At 71.7% G+C, this 22,802-nt stretch carries 23 protein-coding genes; 15 read left to right on the forward strand and 8 right to left on the reverse strand.

From position 1 onward, the window contains the following. Nucleotides 1-176 precede the first annotated feature (176 nt). From C2L58_RS40360 to C2L58_RS40390, 7 genes are all read left to right on the forward strand, one after another. Nucleotides 177-842 carry a DUF2461 domain-containing protein gene (locus tag C2L58_RS40360; RefSeq protein ID WP_103342890.1) on the forward strand — a complete coding sequence of 222 codons (666 nt, stop codon included), beginning with the start codon at nucleotides 177-179 and terminating at the stop codon, nucleotides 840-842. Nucleotides 843-992: 150 nt separating this feature from the next. Further along, a complete protein-coding gene (gene pyk / locus C2L58_RS40365; RefSeq protein WP_103342956.1) occupies nucleotides 993-2,417 on the forward strand; it encodes a pyruvate kinase in 1,425 nt (474 codons plus the stop codon). Nucleotides 2,418-2,453: 36 nt separating this feature from the next. Continuing rightward, nucleotides 2,454-3,350 carry an acyl-CoA thioesterase gene (locus C2L58_RS40370; protein WP_103342891.1) on the forward strand — a complete coding sequence of 299 codons (897 nt, stop codon included), beginning with the start codon at nucleotides 2,454-2,456 and terminating at the stop codon, nucleotides 3,348-3,350. 349 nt (nucleotides 3,351-3,699) lie between these two features. Further along, nucleotides 3,700-4,602, forward strand: coding sequence for a helix-turn-helix domain-containing protein (locus C2L58_RS40375; RefSeq protein ID WP_103342892.1), 903 nt, complete (start codon nucleotides 3,700-3,702; stop codon nucleotides 4,600-4,602). Nucleotides 4,603-4,615: 13 nt separating this feature from the next. Then, nucleotides 4,616-4,819, forward strand: coding sequence for a DUF397 domain-containing protein (locus C2L58_RS40380; RefSeq protein ID WP_072480540.1), 204 nt, complete (start codon nucleotides 4,616-4,618; stop codon nucleotides 4,817-4,819). A gap of 173 nt (nucleotides 4,820-4,992) precedes the next feature. After that, on the forward strand, nucleotides 4,993-5,193 hold the full coding sequence (locus C2L58_RS40385) for a hypothetical protein (protein WP_103342893.1): 201 nt from the start codon (nucleotides 4,993-4,995) through the stop codon (nucleotides 5,191-5,193). Nucleotides 5,194-5,253: 60 nt separating this feature from the next. Next, nucleotides 5,254-8,292 carry a helix-turn-helix transcriptional regulator gene (locus tag C2L58_RS40390; protein ID WP_103342894.1) on the forward strand — a complete coding sequence of 1,013 codons (3,039 nt, stop codon included), beginning with the start codon at nucleotides 5,254-5,256 and terminating at the stop codon, nucleotides 8,290-8,292. Between the two features lie 116 nt (nucleotides 8,293-8,408). On the opposite strand, the gene C2L58_RS40395 is transcribed toward C2L58_RS40390, so the two are convergent. The 3 genes from C2L58_RS40395 to C2L58_RS40405 form a co-directional block, all read right to left on the reverse strand. After that, on the reverse strand, nucleotides 8,409-10,019 hold the full coding sequence (locus C2L58_RS40395) for a succinic semialdehyde dehydrogenase (RefSeq protein WP_103342895.1): 1,611 nt from the start codon (nucleotides 10,017-10,019) through the stop codon (nucleotides 8,409-8,411). Nucleotides 10,020-10,122: 103 nt separating this feature from the next. After that, a complete protein-coding gene (locus C2L58_RS40400; protein ID WP_103342896.1) occupies nucleotides 10,123-11,019 on the reverse strand; it encodes a hypothetical protein in 897 nt (298 codons plus the stop codon). 84 nt (nucleotides 11,020-11,103) lie between these two features. Next, a complete protein-coding gene (locus tag C2L58_RS40405; RefSeq protein ID WP_103342897.1) occupies nucleotides 11,104-11,721 on the reverse strand; it encodes a TetR/AcrR family transcriptional regulator in 618 nt (205 codons plus the stop codon). A gap of 95 nt (nucleotides 11,722-11,816) precedes the next feature. On the opposite strand from C2L58_RS40405, the gene C2L58_RS40410 reads away from it, so the two are divergent. Together C2L58_RS40410 and C2L58_RS40415 are read left to right on the forward strand one after the other, a co-directional pair. Next, on the forward strand, nucleotides 11,817-12,968 hold the full coding sequence (locus C2L58_RS40410) for an acyl-CoA dehydrogenase family protein (protein ID WP_103342898.1): 1,152 nt from the start codon (nucleotides 11,817-11,819) through the stop codon (nucleotides 12,966-12,968). Nucleotides 12,969-12,979: 11 nt separating this feature from the next. Beyond that, nucleotides 12,980-14,116 (forward strand): CaiB/BaiF CoA transferase family protein, encoded by a 1,137-nt coding sequence (locus C2L58_RS40415; RefSeq protein WP_103342899.1) that lies wholly within the window; start codon nucleotides 12,980-12,982, stop codon nucleotides 14,114-14,116. Here C2L58_RS40415 and C2L58_RS40420 read toward each other — a convergent pair. Further along, nucleotides 14,113-14,643, reverse strand: coding sequence for a GNAT family N-acetyltransferase (locus C2L58_RS40420; RefSeq protein ID WP_103342900.1), 531 nt, complete (start codon nucleotides 14,641-14,643; stop codon nucleotides 14,113-14,115). The genes C2L58_RS40415 and C2L58_RS40420 overlap by 4 nt on opposite strands. Before the next feature lie 269 nt (nucleotides 14,644-14,912). Next, nucleotides 14,913-15,686, reverse strand: coding sequence for a crotonase/enoyl-CoA hydratase family protein (locus C2L58_RS40425; protein ID WP_199191673.1), 774 nt, complete (start codon nucleotides 15,684-15,686; stop codon nucleotides 14,913-14,915). A gap of 101 nt (nucleotides 15,687-15,787) precedes the next feature. Between C2L58_RS40425 and C2L58_RS50095 the strand changes: the two genes are divergently transcribed. The 5 genes from C2L58_RS50095 (at nucleotide 15,788) to C2L58_RS40445 (ending at nucleotide 18,661) form a co-directional block, all read left to right on the forward strand. Then, complete coding sequence (locus tag C2L58_RS50095; protein WP_014466828.1) at nucleotides 15,788-15,955, forward strand: hypothetical protein; 168 nt, start codon at nucleotides 15,788-15,790, stop codon at nucleotides 15,953-15,955. Between the two features lie 361 nt (nucleotides 15,956-16,316). After that, nucleotides 16,317-16,799, forward strand: a complete 483-nt coding sequence (locus C2L58_RS40430; protein WP_103342902.1) for a transcriptional regulator — start codon at nucleotides 16,317-16,319, stop codon at nucleotides 16,797-16,799. A 123-nt stretch (nucleotides 16,800-16,922) separates the two neighbouring features. Further along, nucleotides 16,923-17,831, forward strand: a complete 909-nt coding sequence (locus tag C2L58_RS40435) for a lytic transglycosylase domain-containing protein (RefSeq protein WP_103342903.1) — start codon at nucleotides 16,923-16,925, stop codon at nucleotides 17,829-17,831. Nucleotides 17,832-17,895: 64 nt separating this feature from the next. After that, nucleotides 17,896-18,309: a hypothetical protein gene (locus C2L58_RS40440; RefSeq protein ID WP_369904316.1), complete on the forward strand. Its 414-nt coding sequence runs from the start codon at nucleotides 17,896-17,898 to the stop codon at nucleotides 18,307-18,309. 10 nt (nucleotides 18,310-18,319) lie between these two features. Further along, nucleotides 18,320-18,661, forward strand: coding sequence for a DUF3817 domain-containing protein (locus C2L58_RS40445; protein WP_013224358.1), 342 nt, complete (start codon nucleotides 18,320-18,322; stop codon nucleotides 18,659-18,661). Here the strand turns inward: C2L58_RS40445 and C2L58_RS40450 are convergent. Further along, on the reverse strand, nucleotides 18,639-20,072 hold the full coding sequence (locus C2L58_RS40450) for an MFS transporter (protein WP_103342905.1): 1,434 nt from the start codon (nucleotides 20,070-20,072) through the stop codon (nucleotides 18,639-18,641). The two genes, C2L58_RS40445 and C2L58_RS40450, sit on opposite strands and share 23 nt — an antisense overlap. A gap of 135 nt (nucleotides 20,073-20,207) precedes the next feature. On the opposite strand from C2L58_RS40450, the gene C2L58_RS40455 reads away from it, so the two are divergent. After that, nucleotides 20,208-20,771, forward strand: coding sequence for a TetR/AcrR family transcriptional regulator (locus C2L58_RS40455; protein WP_103342906.1), 564 nt, complete (start codon nucleotides 20,208-20,210; stop codon nucleotides 20,769-20,771). Nucleotides 20,772-20,789: 18 nt separating this feature from the next. Here C2L58_RS40455 and C2L58_RS40460 read toward each other — a convergent pair whose 3' ends face one another. Further along, nucleotides 20,790-22,382: a solute symporter family protein gene (locus C2L58_RS40460; RefSeq protein WP_103342907.1), complete on the reverse strand. Its 1,593-nt coding sequence runs from the start codon at nucleotides 22,380-22,382 to the stop codon at nucleotides 20,790-20,792. Then, nucleotides 22,379-22,801: a DUF485 domain-containing protein gene (locus C2L58_RS40465; RefSeq protein WP_103342908.1), complete on the reverse strand. Its 423-nt coding sequence runs from the start codon at nucleotides 22,799-22,801 to the stop codon at nucleotides 22,379-22,381. The genes C2L58_RS40460 and C2L58_RS40465 overlap by 4 nt, the downstream gene beginning before the upstream one ends. Nucleotide 22,802 lies beyond the last annotated feature (1 nt).

The following is a 22,802-nucleotide window of genomic DNA, read 5'->3' on the forward strand; positions in this document are numbered from 1 at the left end:
CCGCGAGGTCCACATCGGACAGCCGCTTTCCCGGCCGAGGCGTCCCGGTAGTGGTACCGGCCGGAGCCGGGCATGCCGAACTCCATCGTCGGCTCGAGGTCCGGCGCCGGCTCCCGGATGAGCGCGGGCAGCGCCCGCAGCTCGCCCTGCCGGGCCGCGCGATTAGGGTCGTCCGCGTGACGTTCAGCGGATTCGGCGAGTACGCCGTCGACTTCTACGACGGCCTCGTGGAAGACAACTCCAAGCCCTACTGGGACGACCACGTCGAGACCTACAAGTCCGACGTCCGGGCCCCGATGGAAGCGCTGCTGGCCGAGCTGGCGCCCGAGTTCTCCGACGGCTTCGGCGAGCCCAAGGTGTTCCGCCCCTACCGGGACGTCCGGTTCGCCAAGGACAAGACGCCGTACAAGACCCACTGCGGGGCGGTCATCGAACAGGGCCGCGGCGGCGGCGCCTACTACGTCGAGGTGGGGCCGGAGGGCCTGCGCGTCGGCGGCGGCTGCTTCCACCTGGCGTCCGACCAGATCGCGCGGTTCCGCCAGGCCGTCGACACCGAGCTGCACGGGGAAGCGCTGCGGAAGATCCTCGCGAAGCTCGAACGCGCCGGCTGGGAGGTCAAGGGCGACCGGCTCAAGTCCAAGCCGCGCGGGTTCGACGCCGACCACCCGCGCCTCGACCTGCTGCGCCACCGCTCGGTGTACGCCGTGCGCGGCTGGGAGCCCGACGACGTCCTGCACGAGCGGGGCGCCCTCGAGCGCGTCCGGAAGGCCTGGCGGCAGCTGCGCGAGTTCAACGAGTGGGCCCGCGACCGGGTCGGCCCAAGTGAACAACCGCGTCGCTGAGGGGACAGTGACATCCGGGGCTTCGCCCCGGGCCGGGGGCTCCGCCACCCGGACCCCCAGTGAACCTGAGCAGGCAGGTTTCTGAACACTTTCTTGAACATTCGGGATCGGTACAGACGTACGAGCGAAGAGGGTCTACGCTATGTGGACGTGAGCCGACGCGCGAAGATCGTTTGTACCCTGGGCCCTGCCACCGCGACCCCGGAGAAGATGCGGGCCCTGGTGGATGCCGGCATGGACGTGGCCAGAATGAACTTCAGCCACGGCAGCCACAGTGACCACAAGCAGGTCTACGACCTGATCCGGGCCGCGGCCGCCGAGAGCGGCCGCGCGGTCGGCATCCTCGCCGACCTGCAGGGCCCGAAGATCCGCCTGGGCACCTTCGCCGGTGGCCCGGTCGAGTGGCACAACGGCGACGTCGTCCGGATCACCGTCGAGGACGTCGCCGGCACCCACGACCGGGTCTCGACCACCTACAAGGGCCTGGCGAGGGACGCCAAGCCCGGCGACCGGCTGCTCGTCGACGACGGCAAGGTCGGCCTGGTGGTCCGCGAGGTCGAGGGCCAGGACGTGGTCTGCGAGGTCACCGAGGGTGGCCCGGTCAGCAACAACAAGGGCGTCTCGCTGCCGGGCATGGACGTCTCCGTGCCGGCGCTGTCCGAGAAGGACATCGAGGACCTCGAGTTCGCGCTCGAGCTGGGCGTCGACTTCATCGCCCTGTCCTTCGTCCGCTCGCCGGCCGACATCGACCTGGTCCACCAGGTGATGGACCGGGTCGGCAAGGGCCGGCTGCCGGTCGTCGCCAAGGTCGAGAAGCCCGAAGCCGTCTACAACCTCGAAGCGATCGTGCTGGCCTTCGACGCGGTCATGGTCGCCCGCGGCGACCTCGGCGTCGAGCTGCCGCTGGAGCAGGTCCCGCTGGTGCAGAAGCGCGCCATCCAGATCTGCCGCGAGAACGCGAAGCCGGTCATCGTCGCGACGCAGATGCTCGAGTCGATGATCAACAACTCCCGGCCGACCCGCGCCGAGGCCTCCGACGTCGCGAACGCGGTCCTCGACGGCGCCGACGCGCTGATGCTGTCCGGCGAGACCTCGGTCGGCCGGTACGCGATCGAGGTCGTGGAGACGATGGGCCGGATCATCGAGGCGGTCGAGACCGACTCGCCGATCGTGCCGCCGCTGACGCACGTCCCGCGCACCAAGCGCGGCGTGATCTCCTACGCCGCCCGCGACATCGGCGAGCGGCTCAACGCGAAGGCCCTGGTCGCGTTCACGCAGTCCGGTGACACCGTGCGCCGGCTGGCCCGGCTGCACACCCGGCTGCCGCTGCTGGCCTTCACCCCCGAAGAGTGCGTGCGCAGCCAGCTGTCGATGACCTGGGGCACCAACACCCACATCGTGCCGCGGGTGGAGTCGACCGACCAGATGATCCAGCAGGTCGACCACGCGATGCTGGACATGGGCAAGTACCAGAAGGGCGACCTGGTCGTCATCGTCGCGGGCTCCCCGCCGGGCACCGTGGGCTCGACCAACCTCATCCACGTGCACCGCCTCGGTGAAGACGACCACGCATAAGGGACGCGTCACCCGTTCAGCACATAAGGTCTGGCCATGACTGAATTGGCCAGGACGGCCGCCACCGAACTGGACATCCCCGGTGGCGGCCAGCCGGTGCTCGACCGCTTGATCGCGCTGCTCGACCTGGAAAAGATCGAAGAGAACATCTTCCGCGGCGTCTCGCCCGCCCACTCGCCGGTGCGGGTGTTCGGCGGGCAGGTCGCCGGCCAGGCGCTGGTCGCGGCCGGGCGCACCGTCCCCGAGGAACGCCGGGTGCACTCGCTGCACGCGTACTTCATCCGCGGCGGCGACCCGAGCGTCCCGATCGTGTACGAAGTCGACCGGATCCGGGACGGCCGCTCGTTCACCACGCGCCGCGTGGTGGCGATCCAGCACGGCAAGGCGATCTTCTCCCTCTCGGCGTCGTTCCAGACCGACGAACCGGGCATCGAGCACGCCGAGGTCATGCCCGAGGGCGTCCCGGCGCCGGAGACGCTGCCGACGCTGATGGAACGCGCCGAGGGCTACGCGATCGGCGCGCACGCCCGGCCGCGGCCGATCGACCTGCGCTACGTCAACGAGCCGCCGTGGGTCACCCGCGAGACCGGCGAGCGGCCCGCGCGCAACCAGGTGTGGATGCGCGCCGACGGGAAACTGCCCGACCAGCAGCTGCTGCACGTCTGCGTGCTGACCTACGCCTCGGACATGACGCTGCTGGACTCGGTGCTCGCGCGCCACGGCGTCTACTGGGACACCGACAAGGTGCTCGGCGCCAGCCTCGACCACGCACTGTGGTTCCACCGCCCGTTCCGCGCGGACGAGTGGTTCCTCTACGACAGCGCCTCGCCGACGGCGTCCGGCGCCCGCGGTCTGGCCACCGGCCGGTTCTTCGCCGAGGACGGCACGCTGATCGCGACGGTCGTCCAAGAAGGACTCTTGCGCGTCCTGTGAAGTTCGCCGGGAAATCACCCGCACGGGCGACGAATGGTCCGAATATCCGTCGCCGGAAAAGGGCATTCGGCCCGGGTGAGGGGGCCGGGACCGATCGGGGGACGGCCCCGGACCCCTCCGTGTGATGATCGCGCGGCATTCCGCGCGGTCATCGTCTACCCTGCTCAGAGGCCAGTCGAAGCCACGGCTGGCCGACTGTCAGGCGCCCGACGCAGTGCAGGGTGCGAGGATACAAGAGCATTCTGCAAATTGCAGATCCGGTGCCGGAATCCCCTCGCGTTAATGTTCCACCAACTCCGCGCCCGGCTGGTTAGATGCAGGAAGTACGTCGACATCCGGAGGTACCGCGATGGCCAGGGGACAGAGCCCCACCGTTCGCCGGCGGCGGCTTTCGGGCGAGCTGCGCCGGCTCCGCGAGGCCGCGGACCTCACCATCGACGAGGTGGGCGAGAAGCTCGAGTGCTCCGCCTCGAAGATCAGCCGCATCGAGACCGGCCACGTCGGGGTCACCCCGCGTGACGCCCGGGACATGCTGGCCCTCTACGGGATCACCGGCGACGAGCAGGAGGCGCTCGTCCAGCTGGCCAGGGAAGCCCGCAAGCGCGGCTGGTGGCACGCGTACAACGAGGTCTTCACCGGTACCTTCGTCGGGCTCGAAGCCGACGCCAGCTCACTGCGCGCGTTCCAGGCCCTCCTGGTGCCCGGGCTGCTGCAGACCGAGCGCTACGCCCGCGCGGTGATCCGCGCGCTGCGGCCGGACGCCGACGACGCCGAGATCCGCCGCCGCGTCGCCGCCCGGATGGCCCGCCAGGAACTGCTGTCCGAAACCCCGCCACCCGAGTACTGGGCGGTGATGGACGAAGCCGTGCTGCGCCGCGTGGTCGACGGGCCCGAGGTGATGGCCGAGCAGCTCTACCGGATGGTCGCCGTCGCCGAGAAACCGAACGTGACCGTCCAGGTCGTGCCGTTCGGTGCCGGCGCGCACCCCGGCATGGAAGGCCCCTTCCTGATCATGGGCTTCCCCGAGCAGGCCGACCCGGACGTCGTCTACGTCGACGACAGCACGTCCAGCGGCCTCTACCTGGAGGAACCCACAGACGTGCGGCGCTACGGGCTGATGTTCGACCATCTGCGCGCGGCCGCACTGAAACCGGACGACTCGGTGGACCTGATCGCCGAGGCGGCCGGACGGTTCGCCGAACAGGCGGCCGTACCGGGTCCGGTGCACCATCCGGATCCGCGGACACAGTAAGGGAGTGGGGACCATGGAAGCAGAACTCTCCGGAGCGCGGTGGCGCAAGAGCAGCCACAGCGGTGGCGGCAACGACTGCGTCGAGGTCGCGTTCGTCGCCGGCGGGGCCGCGGTGCGCGACTCGAAGGACCCCGAAGGGGGTGCGTTCCGCCTGCCCGCGTCGGGTTGGCGGGGGCTGCTGGCCGCGGTGCGGACCGGTGGCCCGGCGCGCGACTGAGGCGCTTAGGGAAAAGACGCTTGGAGAAGACCCCTTACCCCCGCCGAGCTGGGCTCGGCCGGGAGTAAGGGGTCTTTTCGCGCGATGCCTGCGTGATCACCCGATGCCCGGGTCTCCCCCTCAGGACGAACCTGAGTGCTACCAGACGGAGAACCCAGGGACAGGGGAACACGATGCACAGCGATCTCATGCTCGACGCGGTCCGAGCCGAAGCGGCCTACCGGGCCGAGGAACTGCGGAAGGCCGGGCGCAGCGCCTGGGCCGCCCGCGCCCGCCGCGCCGTCCGCCACCTCAGGGCGTCGAGGACGGATGTCGAGGTACCGGCACAGCAGCGCCGGGAGGCCACGCGGGCGACCGCCGACACCGCCCGGTAGGGCAGCGAGATGGTGTCGAAGGCGATAAGCGGTCGGAAACTGTCGGGGGTCTGAGCAACAATGCTCCTCGTGCCCCGACTCGGCTCCGGAATCCCGCTCGTCGCCCGTACCCACGAGATGCGGCGGCTCCGCGCCGCCTTCGCCAGGGCTGAACGTGGCGAAGCCGGCGCGGCGCTGCTCTCGGGGGACGCCGGGGTCGGCAAGACCCGGCTGCTGACCGCGCTCGGCGAGCACGTCGAAGCGTGCGGTGCGCTGCTGCTCACCGGCCGCTGCATCGACGTCCGCGAGGGCGGTCTTCCTTATCTTCCGTTCGCCGAGGCGCTCGCCCCGCTGGGCAGCGCGACGGACCCGGCGGTCGCCGCCGCGGTGCGGGCCCGGCCCGCCCTGGGGCGGCTGCTGCCGCAGGGGCAGGGCGTGGAAGAACCGCGCCCGGCCGAACACCCGCCGATGACGTCCAACGACCGGGAAACCATGGTGCGTCCCCGGCCGGAGCAGGATCTCGGTCAGCTGCAGTTGTTCGACGCGGTACTGGGGGTGCTGACCGAGATCGCCGAGGCGCGGCCCGTGGTGATCCTCCTGGAGGATCTCCACTGGGCCGACGCCTCGACCCGGAACCTGCTGTCCTTCCTGCTGAGCCGGCTGCGGGCGCAGCGGCTGCTGGTCGTGGGCAGCTACCGCGAGGAAGACGTCCACCGGCGGCACCCGCTGCGCGGCCTGCTGTCCGAGCTGGTCCGGCTGGCCACCGTCGAGCGCGTCGACCTGCAGCCCTTCGGCGCGGTCGACGCCCGCAAGTTCGTCGAGGCGCTGGCCGACGAGCCGCTGCCGCCGGACGTCGTGGGCGACATCGTCACCCGCTCCGAGGGCAACCCGTTCTTCGCCGAGGAGCTGCTCGCCACCAAGACCGAGTGCAACGACCTGCCCGCCGGGCTGGCCGAGGTGCTGCTGTCCCGGCTCGAGCGGCTCTCGCCGGACGCCCGCCGGGTCGCGCGGGTCATCTCGGTCGCCAACGAGCCGGTCATGCACGCCGCGCTCGCCGAGGTCTCCGGGCTGGGGGAGCTGGAGCTCGACGAAGCGTTGCGGGAAGCCGTCCAGCACCACGTGCTGGTGGTGCTTTCGGACGGCTCGTACACGTTCCGGCACGCGTTGCTGCAGGAAGCGGTGTACGGCGACCTGCTGCCGGGGGAGCGGTCGCGCACGCACGCGGCGTACGCGGCGCGGATCAAGGCGCGGCCGCAGGGCCGCGGCCACGACGCGAAGCTGGCCTACCACTCGATGCAGAGCAGCGATCTGGCCACGGCGCTGCCGGCGTTGCTGCGCGCGATGGACGAAGCCGAGAAGCTCGGCGCGCCCGGCTCGGCGCTGCAGCACGTCGAACAGGCACTGTCCATCTGGGACGCCGTCACCCCGGCGGACCGGCCGGACGGGGTCGACGAGCTGAAGCTGCTGTACGAAGCGTCGTACTTCGCGGGGACGTCCGGCGAGCCCGAGCGGGCCGCGGCGTTCGCCCGCTCGGCCACCCAGGCACTGACCGCCGACATCCCGAACGACCGGGCCGCGAAGGTGTGGCGGCGGCTGGCGGACGCGCTGCTCGCGCTGGAAGGCACCCTGGACGAGGCGGTCGCCGCCATCGACCGGGCCTGGGACCTGGTCGAGGACACCGAGCCCAGCTCGGCACGCGCCTGGGTGCTGGCCAGCCGGGCCGGGTTCCTCCGGATCCTCGACCAGCCCGAGGCGGCGCTCGACAGCGCGCTCGCCGCGGTCGCCGACGCGCAGGCCGTGGGCGCGACGGGGGCGGAGGCGTCGGCGCTGGTCACCCTGGGCACGCTGGCCGATTCGCGGGGCGACGCCGCCGAGGCCCGGGAGCGGCTGCGCCAGGCCCAGCGCAAGGCGCGCGACGTGGGCGCGTACAACACCGAGATCCGCGCGACCTACTTCCTCGCGCTCAGCCACGACGACCAAGGCGAGTTCGCCGTGGCGCTGGACCACGCCTCACACGGCGTCGCCCGCGCCGAAGAATCCGGGCTGAGCTGGAGCGTCTACGGGCTGGAACTGCGGGCGCGGCAGCTGATGCTGCGCTACCTGATGGGCGACTGGCCGGACGAGAGCGCCGGCCGTGCCGGGCGCGGGGTGTCCAGCGCGGTCGCCGCGCGGATCCTGGCCATCTGGTCGCTGTTCGTCGTCGCCCGCGGCCGGTTCGACGAGGGCGCGAAGCTGCTGTCCGGCCTGCGGCAGCACTGGACGGCGGACATGCAGATCCCGCTGTCGGCCGGCGGCGCCGGCATCGAGCTGGCGTACTGGCGCGGCGACGACGCCGGAGCCGTGCGCCAGGCCGAGGACCTGATCGGCTGGCTCGAGCGGATCGAGCCCGCCCTGCTGGCCGGCATCCGGATCGCCGCGCTCGGCGTGTCCGCCGCGGCCAGGCTGGCTGCCGAGGCGCGCGTCCGCGGCGACCAGGCCGCGGCCGAAGCCGCCGTGGCGGCCGGCGAGCGGTTGCTGGCGCACGGCCGGATGTGCTCGGTGGCCGGCCAGCCGCGGTCGGGGACGCTCGGTCCGGAGGGCCGCGCGTGGCTGGCCCGCCTGGAAGCGGCGGCGACCTGCCTCACCGGCCGGGGCGACACCCGGCTGTGGGCGGCCGCGGCGGAGGCGTTCGGCTACGGCGCCGTCTACGAGCAGGCGGTCTGCCGCTGGCACGAAGCGGAAGCCCTGCTGGCCGCGGACACCGGCGCGGGCGCGGCACTCGAAGCGGCCCACGCGGTGGCGGTCCGGCTCGGCGCGATCCCGCTGCGCGACGCCGTCCGCGACCTGGCCCACCGGGCCCGCGTCGAGCTGGCGGGCGTCGAACCGGCAGCCCCGGCCCGCACGGTCACCAACCCGCTGACCGACCGCGAGCGAGACGTCCTGGAGCGCGTCGCGCTGGGCCGCACGAACCGCCAGGTCGGCGAAGAGCTCTACATCAGCGAAAAAACGGTGAGCGTCCACCTTTCCCGCGTGATGGCCAAGCTGGGCGCCAGCCGCCGCGCGGAAGCAGTCGCCATCGCCTACGACCGCGGCCTCCTTACCGCCCCACCGCGTGATCAGAAGGTCAACTCACGTGATTGAGAGGTCGACACGCGTGATTGAAGGGTCGACACGGCTGAGCCTGCGGAGTTCGCCGTGTCGACCCTCAAATCACGAGTGATGACCCTTCAATCACGGGAGTTGACTCTTCGATCACGTCAGCGGGGGAGGCGGCGGAGGGCTTTGAGGCCGAATGTCATGCCTCGGGACCACAGGGAGCCCGGGATCGCGCGCGGCGGGCGGAGGGCCAGGCCGCGCTGGAGGGCGATCGACTGGGACTCCGTGTACTTCAGCAGGCCCTCGGCGCCGTTGCGGCGGCCGACACCCGAGTCCTTCATGCCGCCCATCGGGACGCCGACGCTGCCGAACGTCGCCGCGTAGCCCTCGTTCACGTTGACCGTCCCGGCTTTCAGCCGCGCCGCGACCTCCCAGCCCGCGCGGCCGTTGCGCGACCAGACGCTGGCGTTGAGCCCGAACGGCGTGTCGTTGGCCCGCTCGATGGCGTCGGTGACGTCGGTGTAGCCGTAGATCGACACGACCGGCCCGAACGTCTCCTCCGCGAACGGCAGCATGTCCGGGGTGACGCCGGACAGCACGGTCGGCTCGTAGAACAGCGGGCCGAGGTCGGGCCGCGCCCGGCCGCCGGTGAGCACCGAAGCGCCCTTCGCGCGGGCGTCCTCGACGTGCGCCGACACCGTCGCGAGCTGGTCTTCCGACGTCAGCGAGCCCATCTGGGCGTGGTAGTCCAGCGAGCCGCCGAGCCGCAACGCGGCGGTTCGGGCGACGAACGCGCGGGTGAACTCCTCGCGGATGTCCTCGTGGACGTAGATCCGCTCGACCGACACGCACAGCTGCCCGGCCGAGGAGAAGCACGCCGTCACCGCGCCCGTCGCGGCCTTCGCGACGTCGGCGTCGGGCAGCACCACCATCGGGTTCTTGCCGCCGAGTTCCAGCGAGTACGACGTCAGCCGCTTCGCCACCTGGCCGGCCAGCTCCTTGCCGGTCGGCGTGGAGCCGGTGAAGCACAGGTAGTCCGACTCCTCGACCAGCGCGGTGCCGATCTTCGAGCCGCGGCCGAGCACGATCTGCCAGGTCCCGGCGGGCAGCCCGGCCTCCTCGGCGAGCTCGTGCAGCCACAGCGCCGAAAGCGCGGTCTGGTTGTCCGGCTTCTGCACGACGGCGTTCCCCGCGGCCAGCGCCGGCAGGACGTCCATCGCCGTCAGGGCCAGCGGGTAGTTCCACGGCGAGATGATCCCGACGACGCCCTTGGGGTGCCGGATCTCGCCCGCGCGGGTCAGGCCGGGGATGACGCCGGCGACCCGGCGGGGCGCGAGGAGCTTCGCCGCGTGCTTGCCGTAGTAGGCCGCCACCAGCGCGGTCGCGCTGACCTCGTCGAACGCGTCGAGCCGCGCCTTGCCGGCCTCGACCTGGACCAGGTCGAGCACCTCGTCCTGGCGGGCGAGCACCAGGTCGTGCAGGCGGGTGAGGACGCGGGCGCGCTCGGCGGGGGAGCGGTCCGCCCACGCCGCCTGGGCCGTGCGGGCGTCCGCGAACACCGCCCGGACGTCGGCGTCGGTGGCCTGCGGCAGGGTCGCGATCGGCAGCCCGGTGAAGGGCGCTCGCATCCGGATCGGCGCGGAGTCGGCGCCGCCCGTCACGCGGGCGACGAGCTGGGCCGCCCGCGCCGAGCCCGGCGCCCCGGCGACGCCGCCGACGGTGGGCGGCAGCGTGGTGTCTTCGACCGCGTTCGCGGGGGTCGTGCTGGTCATGACGTCTCCGTTCCGGCGGAGTCCGCGCGAGGACGCGCAGGGGTTACCGACGAGTACACCATACCGTCGGTACGTCAGATGTCCAGCGTGATGTGAATAAGATTCACGTCTTGGGCGGGTGCAGCGGCGGGAGCTGGTAGTTCGGTTCCGTCGGCTCCTGCGGCGCCGGATGCTGCTGGGCCTGCGTGACGCCGCCGTAGGGGTCGTCGGCCTGCTGCGCCGGGAACGGCTGCGACGGCGGGCCGCCGTACGGAGGCGGCTGCGGGCCGGTCTGCGGCGGCGGGGCCTGAGCGGGGAACGGCTGCGACGCCGGATAACCCGGGTGCGGCGGCCCGTACTGCTGGGGCGGCACCGGGTACGGCCGGGACTGCTGCTGGTACGGCCCGGGTGGCGGGCCGGCCGGCGCCGCGGCGGGGGCGCGTCGCCCGGCCAGTGCCGCGGCCACCAGCGCCAGCAGGGCGATGACCCCGCCGCCGATCAGCACCCAGAACCCGAGCCCGGTCGCGTAGTGCGACTTGATCGTCCCTTCGTCGGTCTCGTAGCTCAGGGTCGACGAGACGTCCATGCCGAGCATCCACACCGCCGCGGTCACCCCGGCGGCGCCGGCCACCAGCGCCGTCCGCGCGCCCGAGCGCAGCCCGGGGCCCGCCGAGCGGCGGGCGCCGGCGAGCGCCAGCCCGGCCCCGGCCAGCAGCACCACCGCGCCGGTCGTGAGCGGGATCCCGTACCGGGCGACGTGGGTGTTGTCGTAGAACTTCTTCGCCTCGCCCGTCGGCTCGACGGCGAACGAGCGCGACCAGGCGCTGATCGTCTGGCTGCTCTCGGTCTTGCCGTCCACCACCTGGTCGAACGACGTCTGCGGCAGGAACGACCCGGTGATCACCAGCACCGCGGCGAGGACGCCGAGGATCGCGGCCAAGAGCCGGAAAACGGCACCCGGGTCGGCCGGCGGCTGGACGGGTGGCGGGCCGTAGGGGTACTGGTACGGGGCGGCGGTCATGGGAACTCCCCTCGTTCGGAGGGGATTGGACCACGAAATCCGCCCGCGGATAAGGGGCAAAGCGCCCTGGTGGTGGCGCGCTGGTCAGCTCGGCGCAGCGGTGGCGTCCTCGTAGAGCAGGACGGCGATGCGCTTCCACTCCTCCAGGAGCTGCCGGCGCCGCTTCGGGTCGCCGCCGAGTTCGGCGTCCAGTGCCAGTCCTCGGGTGAGGTTCACGGTGAGCCAGAACAGCATTTCCGCCCGCTCCGGCGGGAGTTCGCCGGCGACCTGCGTGACGTGCTCGAGCGTGGCGCGGCCGAGCGCGCGGTCGACCGGGCGGATGGCCGCGCGCAGTTCGGGGTCGGTGCGGGCGGCGACCCACAGCTCGGTGACGGCGGTCGAGAGCGTGCCGGAATACCCGGCCCACAGCAGGTCGATGGCCGCGGCGACCCCGCTGCCGCCACCGGGTAGTTCGTCCAGCGACTCCGCGAGCCGGCGGCGCAGCTTCGTCGTCAAGTGCTCGACCGCGGCCGCCATCAGCTCGGCCTTCGCGGTGAAGTGGTGCTGCACCGCGCCCTTCGACACGCCCGCGCGGGCGCAGATCTCCTGCACCGACGTGCGCGCGTAGCCGACCTCGACCAGGCAGTCGATGGTGGCGTCGAGCAGCGCCGTGCGGGTCTGCTCGCGCCGCTGCGCCTGGGTCCGGTGCGTCGTCTCGGTCACCGCGGCCTCCCTGCTTTGCCTACAGGCCGGTACGGATGTACATTCCGATCAGAACTTACATGCTGATCGTCATGTTTTCCAGCAGGAGGGTCCCCGTGCCACTGCAACTGCCGAAGAGCCCGTGGAGCACGACCGAGCTCGACGACCTCCGTGAACTCGCGCGGTCGTTCCTGCAGAAGGAAGCCGTCCCGCACCAGGAACGCTGGGCGGCGGAGAAGAAGGTCGACCGCGAGCTGTGGACGAAGGCGGGCGACGTCGGCCTGCTGTGCCTGTCCATCCCCGAGGAGTACGGCGGGGGCGGCGGCACCTTCGCCCACGAAGCCGTCCTCTACGAAGAGCAGGCGCGCGCCGGCGACAGCGCGTGGGGCGTCACCGTCCACAATGGAATCGTCGCGCACTACCTGCTCGCCTACGCCGCGGAAGACAAGAAGCGCGAGTGGCTGCCGAAGCTGGCCAGCGGCGAGATGATCGGCGCGATCGCGATGACCGAGCCCGGCACCGGCTCCGACCTGCAGAGCATCAAGACGCGCGCGATCCGCGACGGCGACCACTACGTCCTCAACGGCGCGAAGACCTTCATCACCAACGGCCTGCACGCCGACCTCGTGGTCGTCGCGGTGAAGACCGACCCGGACGCCGGCGCCCAGGGCGTCTCGCTGATCGTGGTCGAGACCGACACGCCGGGCTTCCGGCGCGGCCGCGTCCTCGACAAGGTCGGGATGAAGGGCCAGGACACCGCCGAGCTGTTCTTCGACGACGTCCGCGTGCCGGTCGGCAACCTCCTCGGCGACGCCGAGGGCCAGGGCTTCATCCAGCTGATGCTGCAGCTGCCGCAGGAACGGCTGATCATCGCCGTCACCGCGGTGGCCGGGCTGGAGGCGGCGGTCGACCTCACGCTGGCGTACACCAAGGAGCGCACGGCGTTCGGCCGGCCGATCTTTTCCTTCCAGAACACCAAGTTCAAGCTCGCGGAGGCGGCGACCGAGGCCGCGGTGGCGCGGGCGTTCCTCGACCAGTGCATCGAACGGCACCTCAAGGGCGAGCTCGACGTCCAGGGCGCGGCGATGGCGAAGCTGTGGACCACCGAGCGCGTCAACAAGGTGATCGACGACTGCCTGCAGCTCTTCGGCGGCTACGGCTACATGACCGAGTACCCGATCGCCCGCGCCTGGGCCGACGTCCGGATTTCCCGGATCTTCGGCGGCACCAGCGAAATCATGAAGGAAATCATCTCCCGCTCGCTCTGAAGGGACCGACTATGAAGGCAGGTCCGCTCGGCGGCCTGAAGGTGGTGGAGCTCGCCGGTCTCGCGCCCGGGCCGTTCGCCACGATGATCCTCGCCGACCTCGGCGCCGACGTCGTCCGCGTCGACCGCGCGCAACCGGGGGAGGACGTGCTCGGCATCCCGGCCGACCCGCTCGCCCGCGGCCGCCGGTCCGTCGGCATCAACACCAAGACGCCCGAAGGCGTCGAGCTGGTGCTGAAGCTGTGCGACACGGCCGACGTCCTCATCGAGGGGTTCCGGCCCGGTGTCGCCGAGCGGATCGGGCTCGGCCCGGACGTCGTGCACGCCCGCAACCCGCGGCTGGTCTACGGCCGGATGACCGGCTGGGGCCAGGACGGGCCGCTGGCCAAGGCGGCCGGGCACGACATCAACTACATCGGCATCGCCGGCGCGCTCGAGCCGATCGGGCGCGCGGGCGAGCGGCCGGTGCCGCCGCTGAACCTCGTCGGCGACTTCGGCGGTGGCGGGCTGATGCTGGCGATGGGCGTCCTGGCCGCGTTGTACGAACGGAACACGTCCGGGCGCGGCCAGGTCGTCGACGCGTCGATGGTCGACGGCGCCGCGCTGCTCACCACGAGCCTGCACGGCATGGCCGCCGCCGGGCTCTGGGGCGGCGACCGCGGTGACAACATGCTCGACGGCGGGGCCCCGTTCTACGACACCTACGAAACCGCGGACGGCAAGTACGTCGCCGTCGGCGCGATCGAGATGCGGTTCTGGGGCGACCTGGTGAAGGTCCTCGAACTGGACCCGGATTCGCTGCCCGTGCACGTGGACAAGACCCAGTGGCCCCGCCTCCGGGAGATCCTCGCGGCGGCGATCGGCAAGTACACGCGGGACGACCTCGTCGCGCGCGCCGAAGGCACCGACGCGTGCCTGACGCCGGTCCTCGCGCCGGCCGAAGCCGCGTCGCACCCGCACAACGCGGCGCGCGGCACGTTCGTCGAGATCGGCGGCCTGGTCCAGCCGGCCCCGGCGCCGCGGTTCGGCCGGACGCCGCCGTCGACGCCGGAAGCACCGCGTGCCAAGGGATCCGACACCGAAGCGGTGCTCGCCGAACTGGGCGTCACGGATCTCGGCGCCCTGCGATCGGCGGGCGTGATCGCCTAATCGTTCTTCAGATCGGAGCGCACGACCGAGTAGACGACGTGGTCTCGCCACTCGCCGTCTCGGAAGCCGTAGCCGCGAAGCACGCCTTCGCGGGTGAAGCCGGCCTTCTCGAGCGAGCGTTGTTCGGCGCGGTTGCCGGCCTCGGTCGTCGCTTCGACCCGGTTGAGCTGGGTGTGGGCGAAGAGGTAGTCGACGAGCAGGCGCTGGGCCTCGGTGCCGTAGCCGTGGCCGCGCGCTTCCGGGACGAGCACGAGGCCCATGTTCCAGCAGTAGGACGTCGGCCCGGTCCGGGTGCGGTGCCAGGAGACGACCCCGAGGACGCGGCCGCCGAGCGTCGGCACGAGCATCCCGGTCTCGGCGGTGAGCATCCCGGTTTCCAGCCACCGGCGGCGCAGGTAGCCGGGATCGTGCCAGCCGAACCACTGGTGCTCGCCGGCGGCGACGGGATCGTTGGTCAGCCGTTCGAGGAGGCCGAGATCGCTTTCGGCCACCGGCCGGAGCTCGACTCTGACACCGTCGTCGTCCATCCGGAGACCTTATCGGCCGCTTGACCGGAACCGGCACGCCTCTGCGCAAGATAGCTCGCTAGAGGCAACCCCCATCACCGAGCGGACATCACCCGTGATCGAAACGCCGACACCCGTGATCCAGAGGTCGACACGCGTGATCCGGAGGTCGACACGGCGGGACTCGAAGGCCCGCCCGTGTCGACCCTCCAATCACGCGTGTCGACCCTCCAATCACGCGAGTCGACTCCTCAATCACGCGAGTTGACCTCCCGATCACGGGTGATGCCTCACGTGAAGGTGCCGTGGCGGCCTTCGCCGCCGGTGAAGCGGGCGGCGCCCTCGACCGCCTCCGCCGCCAGGATGCCTTGGCCCATTGCTGCCGTGAACTCCGCCGCCAGGGCGTCCTCTTCGGACTCGCCCCACTGGGCCAGCGCGGACCGGCGGTCGCCGCGCAGGCACGCCTGGGGGAACGCCGCCAGCTGGCGGGCCAGCTCCTGCGCCGCCGTCACCGCCTCGCCGGCCGGCACCAGGCGGTTGGCCAAGCCGATCTCGACGGCCTCGGAGGCGTCGACCGGACGGCCGGTGAGGATCAGGTCCATCGCGCGCGACTGGCCGATCAGACGGGGCAGCCGGACCGTCCCGCCGTCGATCAGCGGGACGCCCCAGCGGCGGCAGAACACGCCGAACACCGCCGTCGCGTCCGCGACGCGCAGGTCGCACCACAGCGCCAGCTCGAGCCCGCCCGCGACGGCCGGCCCGTGGACCGCCGCGATCACCGGCTTGCCGAGGGCCATCCGCGTGGGCCCCATCGGGCCGTCCCCGTCCGGGCGAGTGCGGTTCATCCGCTCGGTGCCGATCGCCTTCAGATCGGCCCCCGCGCAGAACGCGCCGCCGGCTCCGGTCAGCACCGCGACGGCCGCGTCCGGGTCGGCGTCGAACGCGCGGAAGGCGTCGGCCAGCTCCGCGGCCGTGGGCCCGTCGACGGCGTTGCGCGCGGCCGCGCGGTCGATGGTGATCGTCGTCACCGGGCCGTCCCGTTGCACCAGCACGTTCCGGGACATGGCCGCTCCTGGGTTGATCGAGGTGTCTTCCACGCACGCCTTCCCTACAGTATTGGGGTGGCCACTCCCAGGACGGGGACGGCGAGCCGGGGAGGAAGCGCATGTCGGGCGGCGTCAAGAAGATTCTCATCGTGGGCGTGGTCGCGCTCGTGCTCTTCCTCCTGATCACCCAGCCCACGCAGTCCGCCGACTTCGTGCACCGCGTGCTCGGCTGGCTCAAGGACGGCGCCGAAGCGATCGTCACGTTCTTCCGCGCCCTCTTCTCCTGACCTGGTGCTTCCGAGTACCGGCGCCGCCACGGGCGGTGCCGGTGGCTACCGTGCGTGTTAACGGACGGTAAATCACCCAGCGTCACCGATCTCGGATTTCGGACTCCGACACTCGACCATCCGGGTGGATTGCGGCCGAAAACGCGCAGGTCGTCGAATTCGTGGCACCCGGGGTCTGGCGAAGACGACCACCCCGGCCCTACGGTGCTCACATTGCGTGATCGGGTAGTTCGCCATCCCCCCGGAGACCCCCGGTACGCAGGCAGTTTCCACTCAGCAAGGTGCAGGTTGGTGCGTGCGGCACCACCGCGTGGGACAGGCGTCAGGGCCTGTCCGTCGGGGACCTACATAGGAGGCAGGGATGACCGGAGATCCCGGAGTGGACGCGTTGATCCGGCAGTGGGCCGCCGAGCGCGAGAGGACTCCCGAGGAGCAGGAGGTCGACCGCATCGCTTCCGCGTGGCTGGCCGACGCTCCGGCGCAAGCCCCGGGCATCCCCGGCCAGCGAGCCCGGACCGGACAGTCGCGGTTCGTCCCCGTCGAGTCGGCCGATCCCGGCTACCTCGCCGCGATGCGCAGCCGGCTGCCGGAGGTGCCCGAAGAGCTCCTCACCGCCGCCGCGGGCTGGTGGCAGATGGTCGGCGGCGTCGCCGAAGCCGAGGAGTGGTGGGACGCCGGCATCAGCCCGCTCGACCAGCGGGCCCTCGACTACCGGGCGGCCGGGCTCGCGCCGTCCGACCTGGGCCGCCGGCTCGGGCCGATGACCGTCCTGCAGCACCTGCGCCGCGGCAGCGCCCCGGCCTGGTGCGTGGCGCGGCTCGCGCGGCAGCAGAAATCCGCCTGACGAGACGTTTTCCACCCGGCCGGGTGACCCGGTGTGATGAGACGATCGAGACGACCCGCGTAACGCCAACCTGCGCGGGCTCGTTGACAGTTCGTCGACATCACGCTGGAGGACCGGAGTTTCGTGCGCACCAGGACCGGAAAGACCGAGGACGACCCGATCGGCCCGAGTGCCGAGGAAGCCGTCCCCGCCGCACCGGCACCGCGCTCTCCGGGCGTCGCCGTGCTCACCCGGCTGCTCGTGGTCCTCGCCGTGCTGGCGGTGGCCGGCGGCGGGATCTGGCTCGTCACCCGCGCCGCGACGCCGGAGGCGAGCCCGACCACCACCGAAATCCCCGCCTTGCAGGTCAAGGCGGCCGACGTCCGCCCGGGCTCGGTCGCCCCGGCCGGCGGCGCGGTGGCGGGCGGGGCGGAGCAGCAGACGTCTCCCCAGCAGGCCCACAGCACGGGTCCGGCGACGCTGTCCCAGTGGGCGGCCCAGGTCGCGGCGGCCACCGGGGTCCCGGCGCGGGCCCTGCAGGCCTACGGCAACGCGGAATTGGCGCTGCGCGCGGACCAGCCGGGCTGCAAGATCTCGTGGGCCACCCTCGCGGGCATCGGCCGCATCGAGTCCAACCACGGCCAGTACGCGGGCGCGGTCCTCGGCGCCGACGGCCGCCCGTCCAAGCCGATCACCGGTGTCCCGCTCGACGGATCGGCCGGGGTCCAGGCGATCGGCGACACGGACGGCGGCCGCTACGACGGCGACGCCGGGGTGGACCGGGCGGTCGGCCCGATGCAGTTCATCCCGGGCACCTGGCGCAAGTGGGCCTCCGACGGCAACGGCGACGGCCTCGGCGACCCCCAGCAGATCGACGACGCGGCCTTGGCGGCGGCGCGGTACCTCTGCGCGGGCGGCCGGGACATGGCCAGTCCGGGCGGGTGGTGGGCGGGGATCCTGTCCTACAACAACTCGACGGAGTACGCGCAGAAGGTGTTCGGGCTGGCGGACGGGTACGCGAAGGCCGCCCAGTCGGTGCGCAAGCAGGGCTGAGAGCCCGGCCACCTCGGCCGCGACCGCGCGTCGTCCCTCAGCCGGCCAGTGCTAGCGTCGGAGCGTGCCAGCTTCCCCGCCACCGGCGGCCTCCCCGTGGGGACGACGGATCGCGATCGTCGCGACCTGCCTGGTGAGCCTGCTCGTCTGCTGCGGGCTCGCCTGGTGGCAGTGGGACCGCTTCACCTCCGCGAACGGCACCTTCCAAAACCTCGGCTACGTCCTGCAGTGGCCGCTGTTCGGGCTCTTCCCGGCCTTCATGTTCTGGCGGATCCGCAAGCTCCGGCAGAAGGCCGAAGCCGAAGCCGGAACCGAAGCGGCCGAACAGCCCGTCGAGCCGGAAGTCAAGCCCGCGGTGCCCGCTCCCCGCCCCCGTCCGGACGTCGCCGAGGTGACCACCGACGAGGACGAGGAGCTGGCCGCCTACAACCGTTACCTGCGCGAGCTGAACGCCCGCGACCAGCAGGCCGCAGAGTGAGGACGACCCGATGACCACCAGCACCGAAGGCGCCCGGACCGCCGTGCCGCTCGCCGGCCCCCTGGTGCGGTTCCGCACCGCCGCCTACGTCACCGGTGTCGGCCTGCTGGGCCTCTGCTTCGTGATGGTGCTGCGGTACGCCTTCGGCAACCCGACCCCGTCGGCGATCTACTCGCCCATCCACGGCGTGCTCTACATGATCTACCTGGTGCTCACCATCGACCTGGCGATCAAGGCCCGCTGGTCGATCAAGGGCACCGTGCTGGTGCTGCTGGCCGGCTGCGTCCCGTTCGTCTCGTTCCTCGTCGAGCGCCGGGTGACGCACAAGGTCAAGGCCGGGCAGAAGCTGTAGCCGGGAGCCGGCGGCGGAAGGTCAGCGCCACCAGCACCGTGCAGGCGGCGAACACCGCGGCCGTCGAGAACGCCGCCGTCATGCCGTCGACCGTCAGCTGCGCGCCCGTCGTGCCCGCCGAGCGGGTGACCGAGCCGAACACCGTGACCAGGACGGCCAGCCCGAGCGTGCTGCCGACCTGCTGCATCGTCTGCAGCACGCCACCCGCGGCGCCCGCGTCTTCGTTCGGCACGGTGGCCATCACGATCACGTTCAGCGGCGCGAACGACAGCCCGCCACCGAGGCCCATCAGCAGCAGCGGCCCGAGCAACGCCGGGAAGTACGTGCTGTTCGTGGTGAGCAGCGTGAGCCAGCCGACGCCGGTGACCATCAGGAGCGAGCCGGTCACGGCCAGGGGCTTCGGGCCGTAGCGGGGGAGCAGCCGCGGCACGAGCCGGCTCATCGTGAAGATCAGCACCGCCATCGGGAGGAACGCGAACCCGGTCGCCAGCGCCGCGAAGTGCCGGATGTCCTGCATGAACTGGGTCAGGAAGAAGAACATCGACATCATCGCCATCGGCCCGAGGAAGAAGTTGACGTAGGCCGCGCTGCGGTTGCGGTCGGCGAACAGCCGCGGCGGGACCAGCGGTGTCCCGGTGCGGGCTTCGATGGCGACGAAGCCGGCGAGCAGCGCCAGGCCGCCGGCGAGCGAGCCGAGCGTCACCGGGTTGCCCCAGCCGTCGGACGCGGCGTGGGTGAAGGCGAACACGAGCGCGCCGACGCCGAGGGTGCCGGTGATCGCGCCGGGCAGGTCCAGGTGCGCGCGGCGGCGTTCGGGCTCGGCCACGAACCGCGGGGCGAGCAGGGCGATCGCCACGCCGAACGGGACGTTGATGAACAGCGCGGCGCGCCACGAGATCCACTCGGTGAGCAGGCCGCCGACGATCAGGCCGATCGCGAAGCCGCCGCTGGACATCGCGGAGAACAGCGCCAGCGCCCGGACCCGGGCCTTGGCCTCGGTGAACGTCGTCGTGACCAGCGCCAGGGTGCTCGGACCCGCCATCGCGGCGCCGACCCCCTGCAGGACGCGGGCGGTGATGAGGAGCGCGGCCGAGTCGGCGAGCCCGCCGGCCAGCGAGGCGAGGGTGAACAGCGCGGTGCCCGCGACGAACATCCGCCGCCGGCCGAACAGGTCGCCCGCCCGGCCGCCGAGCAGCAGCAGGCCGCCGAAGACGAGGCTGTAGGCCGTCATCACCCAGGACAGGCCGGTGGCGGAAAACCCCAGGTCGGACTGGATGCGCGGGAGCGCGACGTTCATCACCGTCGCGTCGAGGACGAGCATGAGCTGGCAGGTCAGGATGATCGCGAGGACCAGCCCGCTGCGCCGGCCCCGGACCGGTGCGGGCACGCGGTCGAGTGTCTGGTGCGGCAAGGGATACTCCCCCAAGGAGTAAGAGATGAAGCGGAGATGTTCTCCGCTTGGCTGTGATCCGATAATATGGAGAGTGTCTCCGGATGCGCAAGTGAATTCGGAGAATCTCTCCGGTTAAGTGGCGAGGAGGCCGGGATGCCCGAGGCGGGTGAGCGTCCGATGCGCGCGGACGCGCGGCGCAACTACGAGCGCATCGTCGCGACGGCGAAGGACCTCTTCACCGCGCACGGCGCCGACGTGCCGCTGGACGACGTGGCCAAGAAGGCCGGCGTCGGCGCGGGCACCCTCTACCGGCACTTCCCGACCCGGGAAAAGCTGTTCGAAGCGGTCTACCGCGACGAGATCACGGTGCTCGCCGACCGCGCGTTCGTGCTGCACGACGAGCTGCCGCCGTGGGAGGCCCTGGAAGCGTGGCTGCTCGCCCAGGTCACCTGGGTCGTCGAGCGGCACAAGCTGGCGACGATCCTCAAGGAGTCCATCGATTCCGGCTCGGAAACCTTCCAGTACTGCCAGAAGCGGCTTCGCGAAGCGACCGGCGTGCTCGTCGAAGCGGCGCAGGAGGCCGGCCTGGTCCGCCCGGACGTCGTCGGGGCGGACGTCCTCCGGCTGGGCCACGGCGCCGGGATGGCCGTGCGCAACTGCAGCCCGGAGGACGGCCGGCGCGTGCTGAACGTGATCCTGGACGGCCTGCGCGCGTGACGCGGGCCGGGCGGGGGATCAGCTCCCGATGCCGGTCATCGAGCGGACCTCCATCTCCGCCTGCTTCTCCGCGTCCGCCTTCGGCCGGCCCACCAGCGTTCCGACGAACCCGCACAGGAACGAGAACGGGATGGACACCAGGCCGGGGTTCTTCAGCGGGAACCAGGCGAAGTCGATGCTCCGGAAGATCGAGTCCGGAGCGCCCGAGACCACCGGCGAGAACAGCACCAGCAGCAGGCACGCGATCAGGCCGCCGTACATGCCCCAGAGCGTGCCGGTGGTGTTGAACCGCTTCCAGAACAACGAGTACAGCAGCGTCGACAGGTTCGCCGAGGCCGCCACCGCGAACGCCAGCGCCACCAGGAACGCGACGTTCTGCCCGTTCGCCAGCACGCCGCCGACGATCGCCAGCGCGCCCACCACGATCGCGGTCATCCGCGCCACCCGGACCTCGTCCGCCGGCTCGGCCTTGCCGCGCTTGAAGATGTTCGCGTAGACGTCGTGGGCGAACGAGGCCGACGCGGTGATCGTCAGCCCGGCCACCACCGCGAGGATCGTCGCGAACGCCACCGCGGCGATCACGCCCAGCAGCAGCGTCCCGCCGATGTGCAGCGCCAGCAGCGGCGCCGCCGAGTTCTCCCCGCCCGGCGCGCTCTTGATCTCGTCCGCGCCGACCAGCGCGGCCGCGCCGAAGCCGATCACCAGCGTGCACACGTAGAAGATCAGCATGCACACGGTGGCCCAGACGACCGAGCGGCGCGCCTCGAAGGAGTTCGGCACCGTGTAGAAGCGCATCAGCAGGTGGGGCAGCGACGACAGGCCGAGCACCAGGGCCAGCGCGAGCGACACGAAGTCGAGCTTGGTGGTGTTGTCCTTGCCGTAGGAGCCACCGGGTTCCAGGAGGTGCTCGCCCAGCGGGCTCTTCTCGGTCGCGGCTTGCAGCAGGTTCGAGAAGCTGAAGCCGAACTTGCCGAACAGGAACACCGCGATCAGCACCACGGCCAGCATCAGCACGCCGGCCTTGATGATCTGCACCCACGTGGTGCCCTTCATCCCGCCGACCAGCACGTACAGCACCATGACCAGCCCGACCACGCCGATCACCAGCGCCTGCCCGAGCCGGGTGTGGATGTTGAGCAGCAGGGCGACCAGGCCGCCCGCGCCCGCCATCTGCGCCAGCATGTAGAACAGCGAGATCACCAGGGTCGACGTCGCCGCCGCGGCCCGCACCGGGCGCTGGTTCATCCGGAAGCTGACGACGTCGCCCATCGTGAACCGGCCGGTGTTGCGCAGCAGCTCGGCGATCAGCAGCAGGTCCACCAGCCAGGCGACCAGGAAGCCGATCGAGTAGAGGAAGCCGTCGTAACCGTGGACGGCGATCGCGCCCGCGATGCCGAGGAACGACGCCGCCGAGAGGAAGTCCCCGGAGAGGGCGATGCCGTTCTGGCGGCCGGTGAAGGCGCTGCCCGCGGCGTAGTAGTCCGACGTCGAGGAGGTCCGGCTGCCGGCCCGGTAGACGACGTACAGGGTGATCGCCACGAACAGGGCGAAGACGACGGTGTTGACGACCGGGTCGCTGGCGGGCTGCCCGGCCGCGGCGAGCGCGGTCATCGGCGCTGGTCTTCCGCCAGGCCCGCCCGCGCCCGCAGGGCGGCGACGCGCGGATCGAGCCGGCGGCGCGCGTACCGCAGGTAGAGCCAGGTGATCAGCGCGGTGCTGACGAACTGGCCCAGGCCGAGCAGGATGGCGACGTTGACCTGACCGACCACCTTGCGGCTCATGAAGTCGTGCGCGTACGCGGCGAGCAGCACGTACGTCATGTACCAGGCGAAGAAGGCGAAGCTCAGCGGGAAGACGAAGCCGCGGAACCGGCGGCGCAGCGCGACGAACTCGGGGCTGGCCTGGATCGCGGTGTAGTCGGGGGCCGAGGGGGAGGCGGGCCGGTGGGGTGGGACCCCGGCGGGCAGGACCGGGATCCGGCTCGTTTCCTCGAGGGCGTTGGCCGGTGTGGGCCGCGCTACGTCGTACATG

The organism is Amycolatopsis sp. CA-126428, assembly GCF_002904335.1.
Classification (GTDB): Bacteria; Actinomycetota; Actinomycetes; order Mycobacteriales; family Pseudonocardiaceae; genus Amycolatopsis.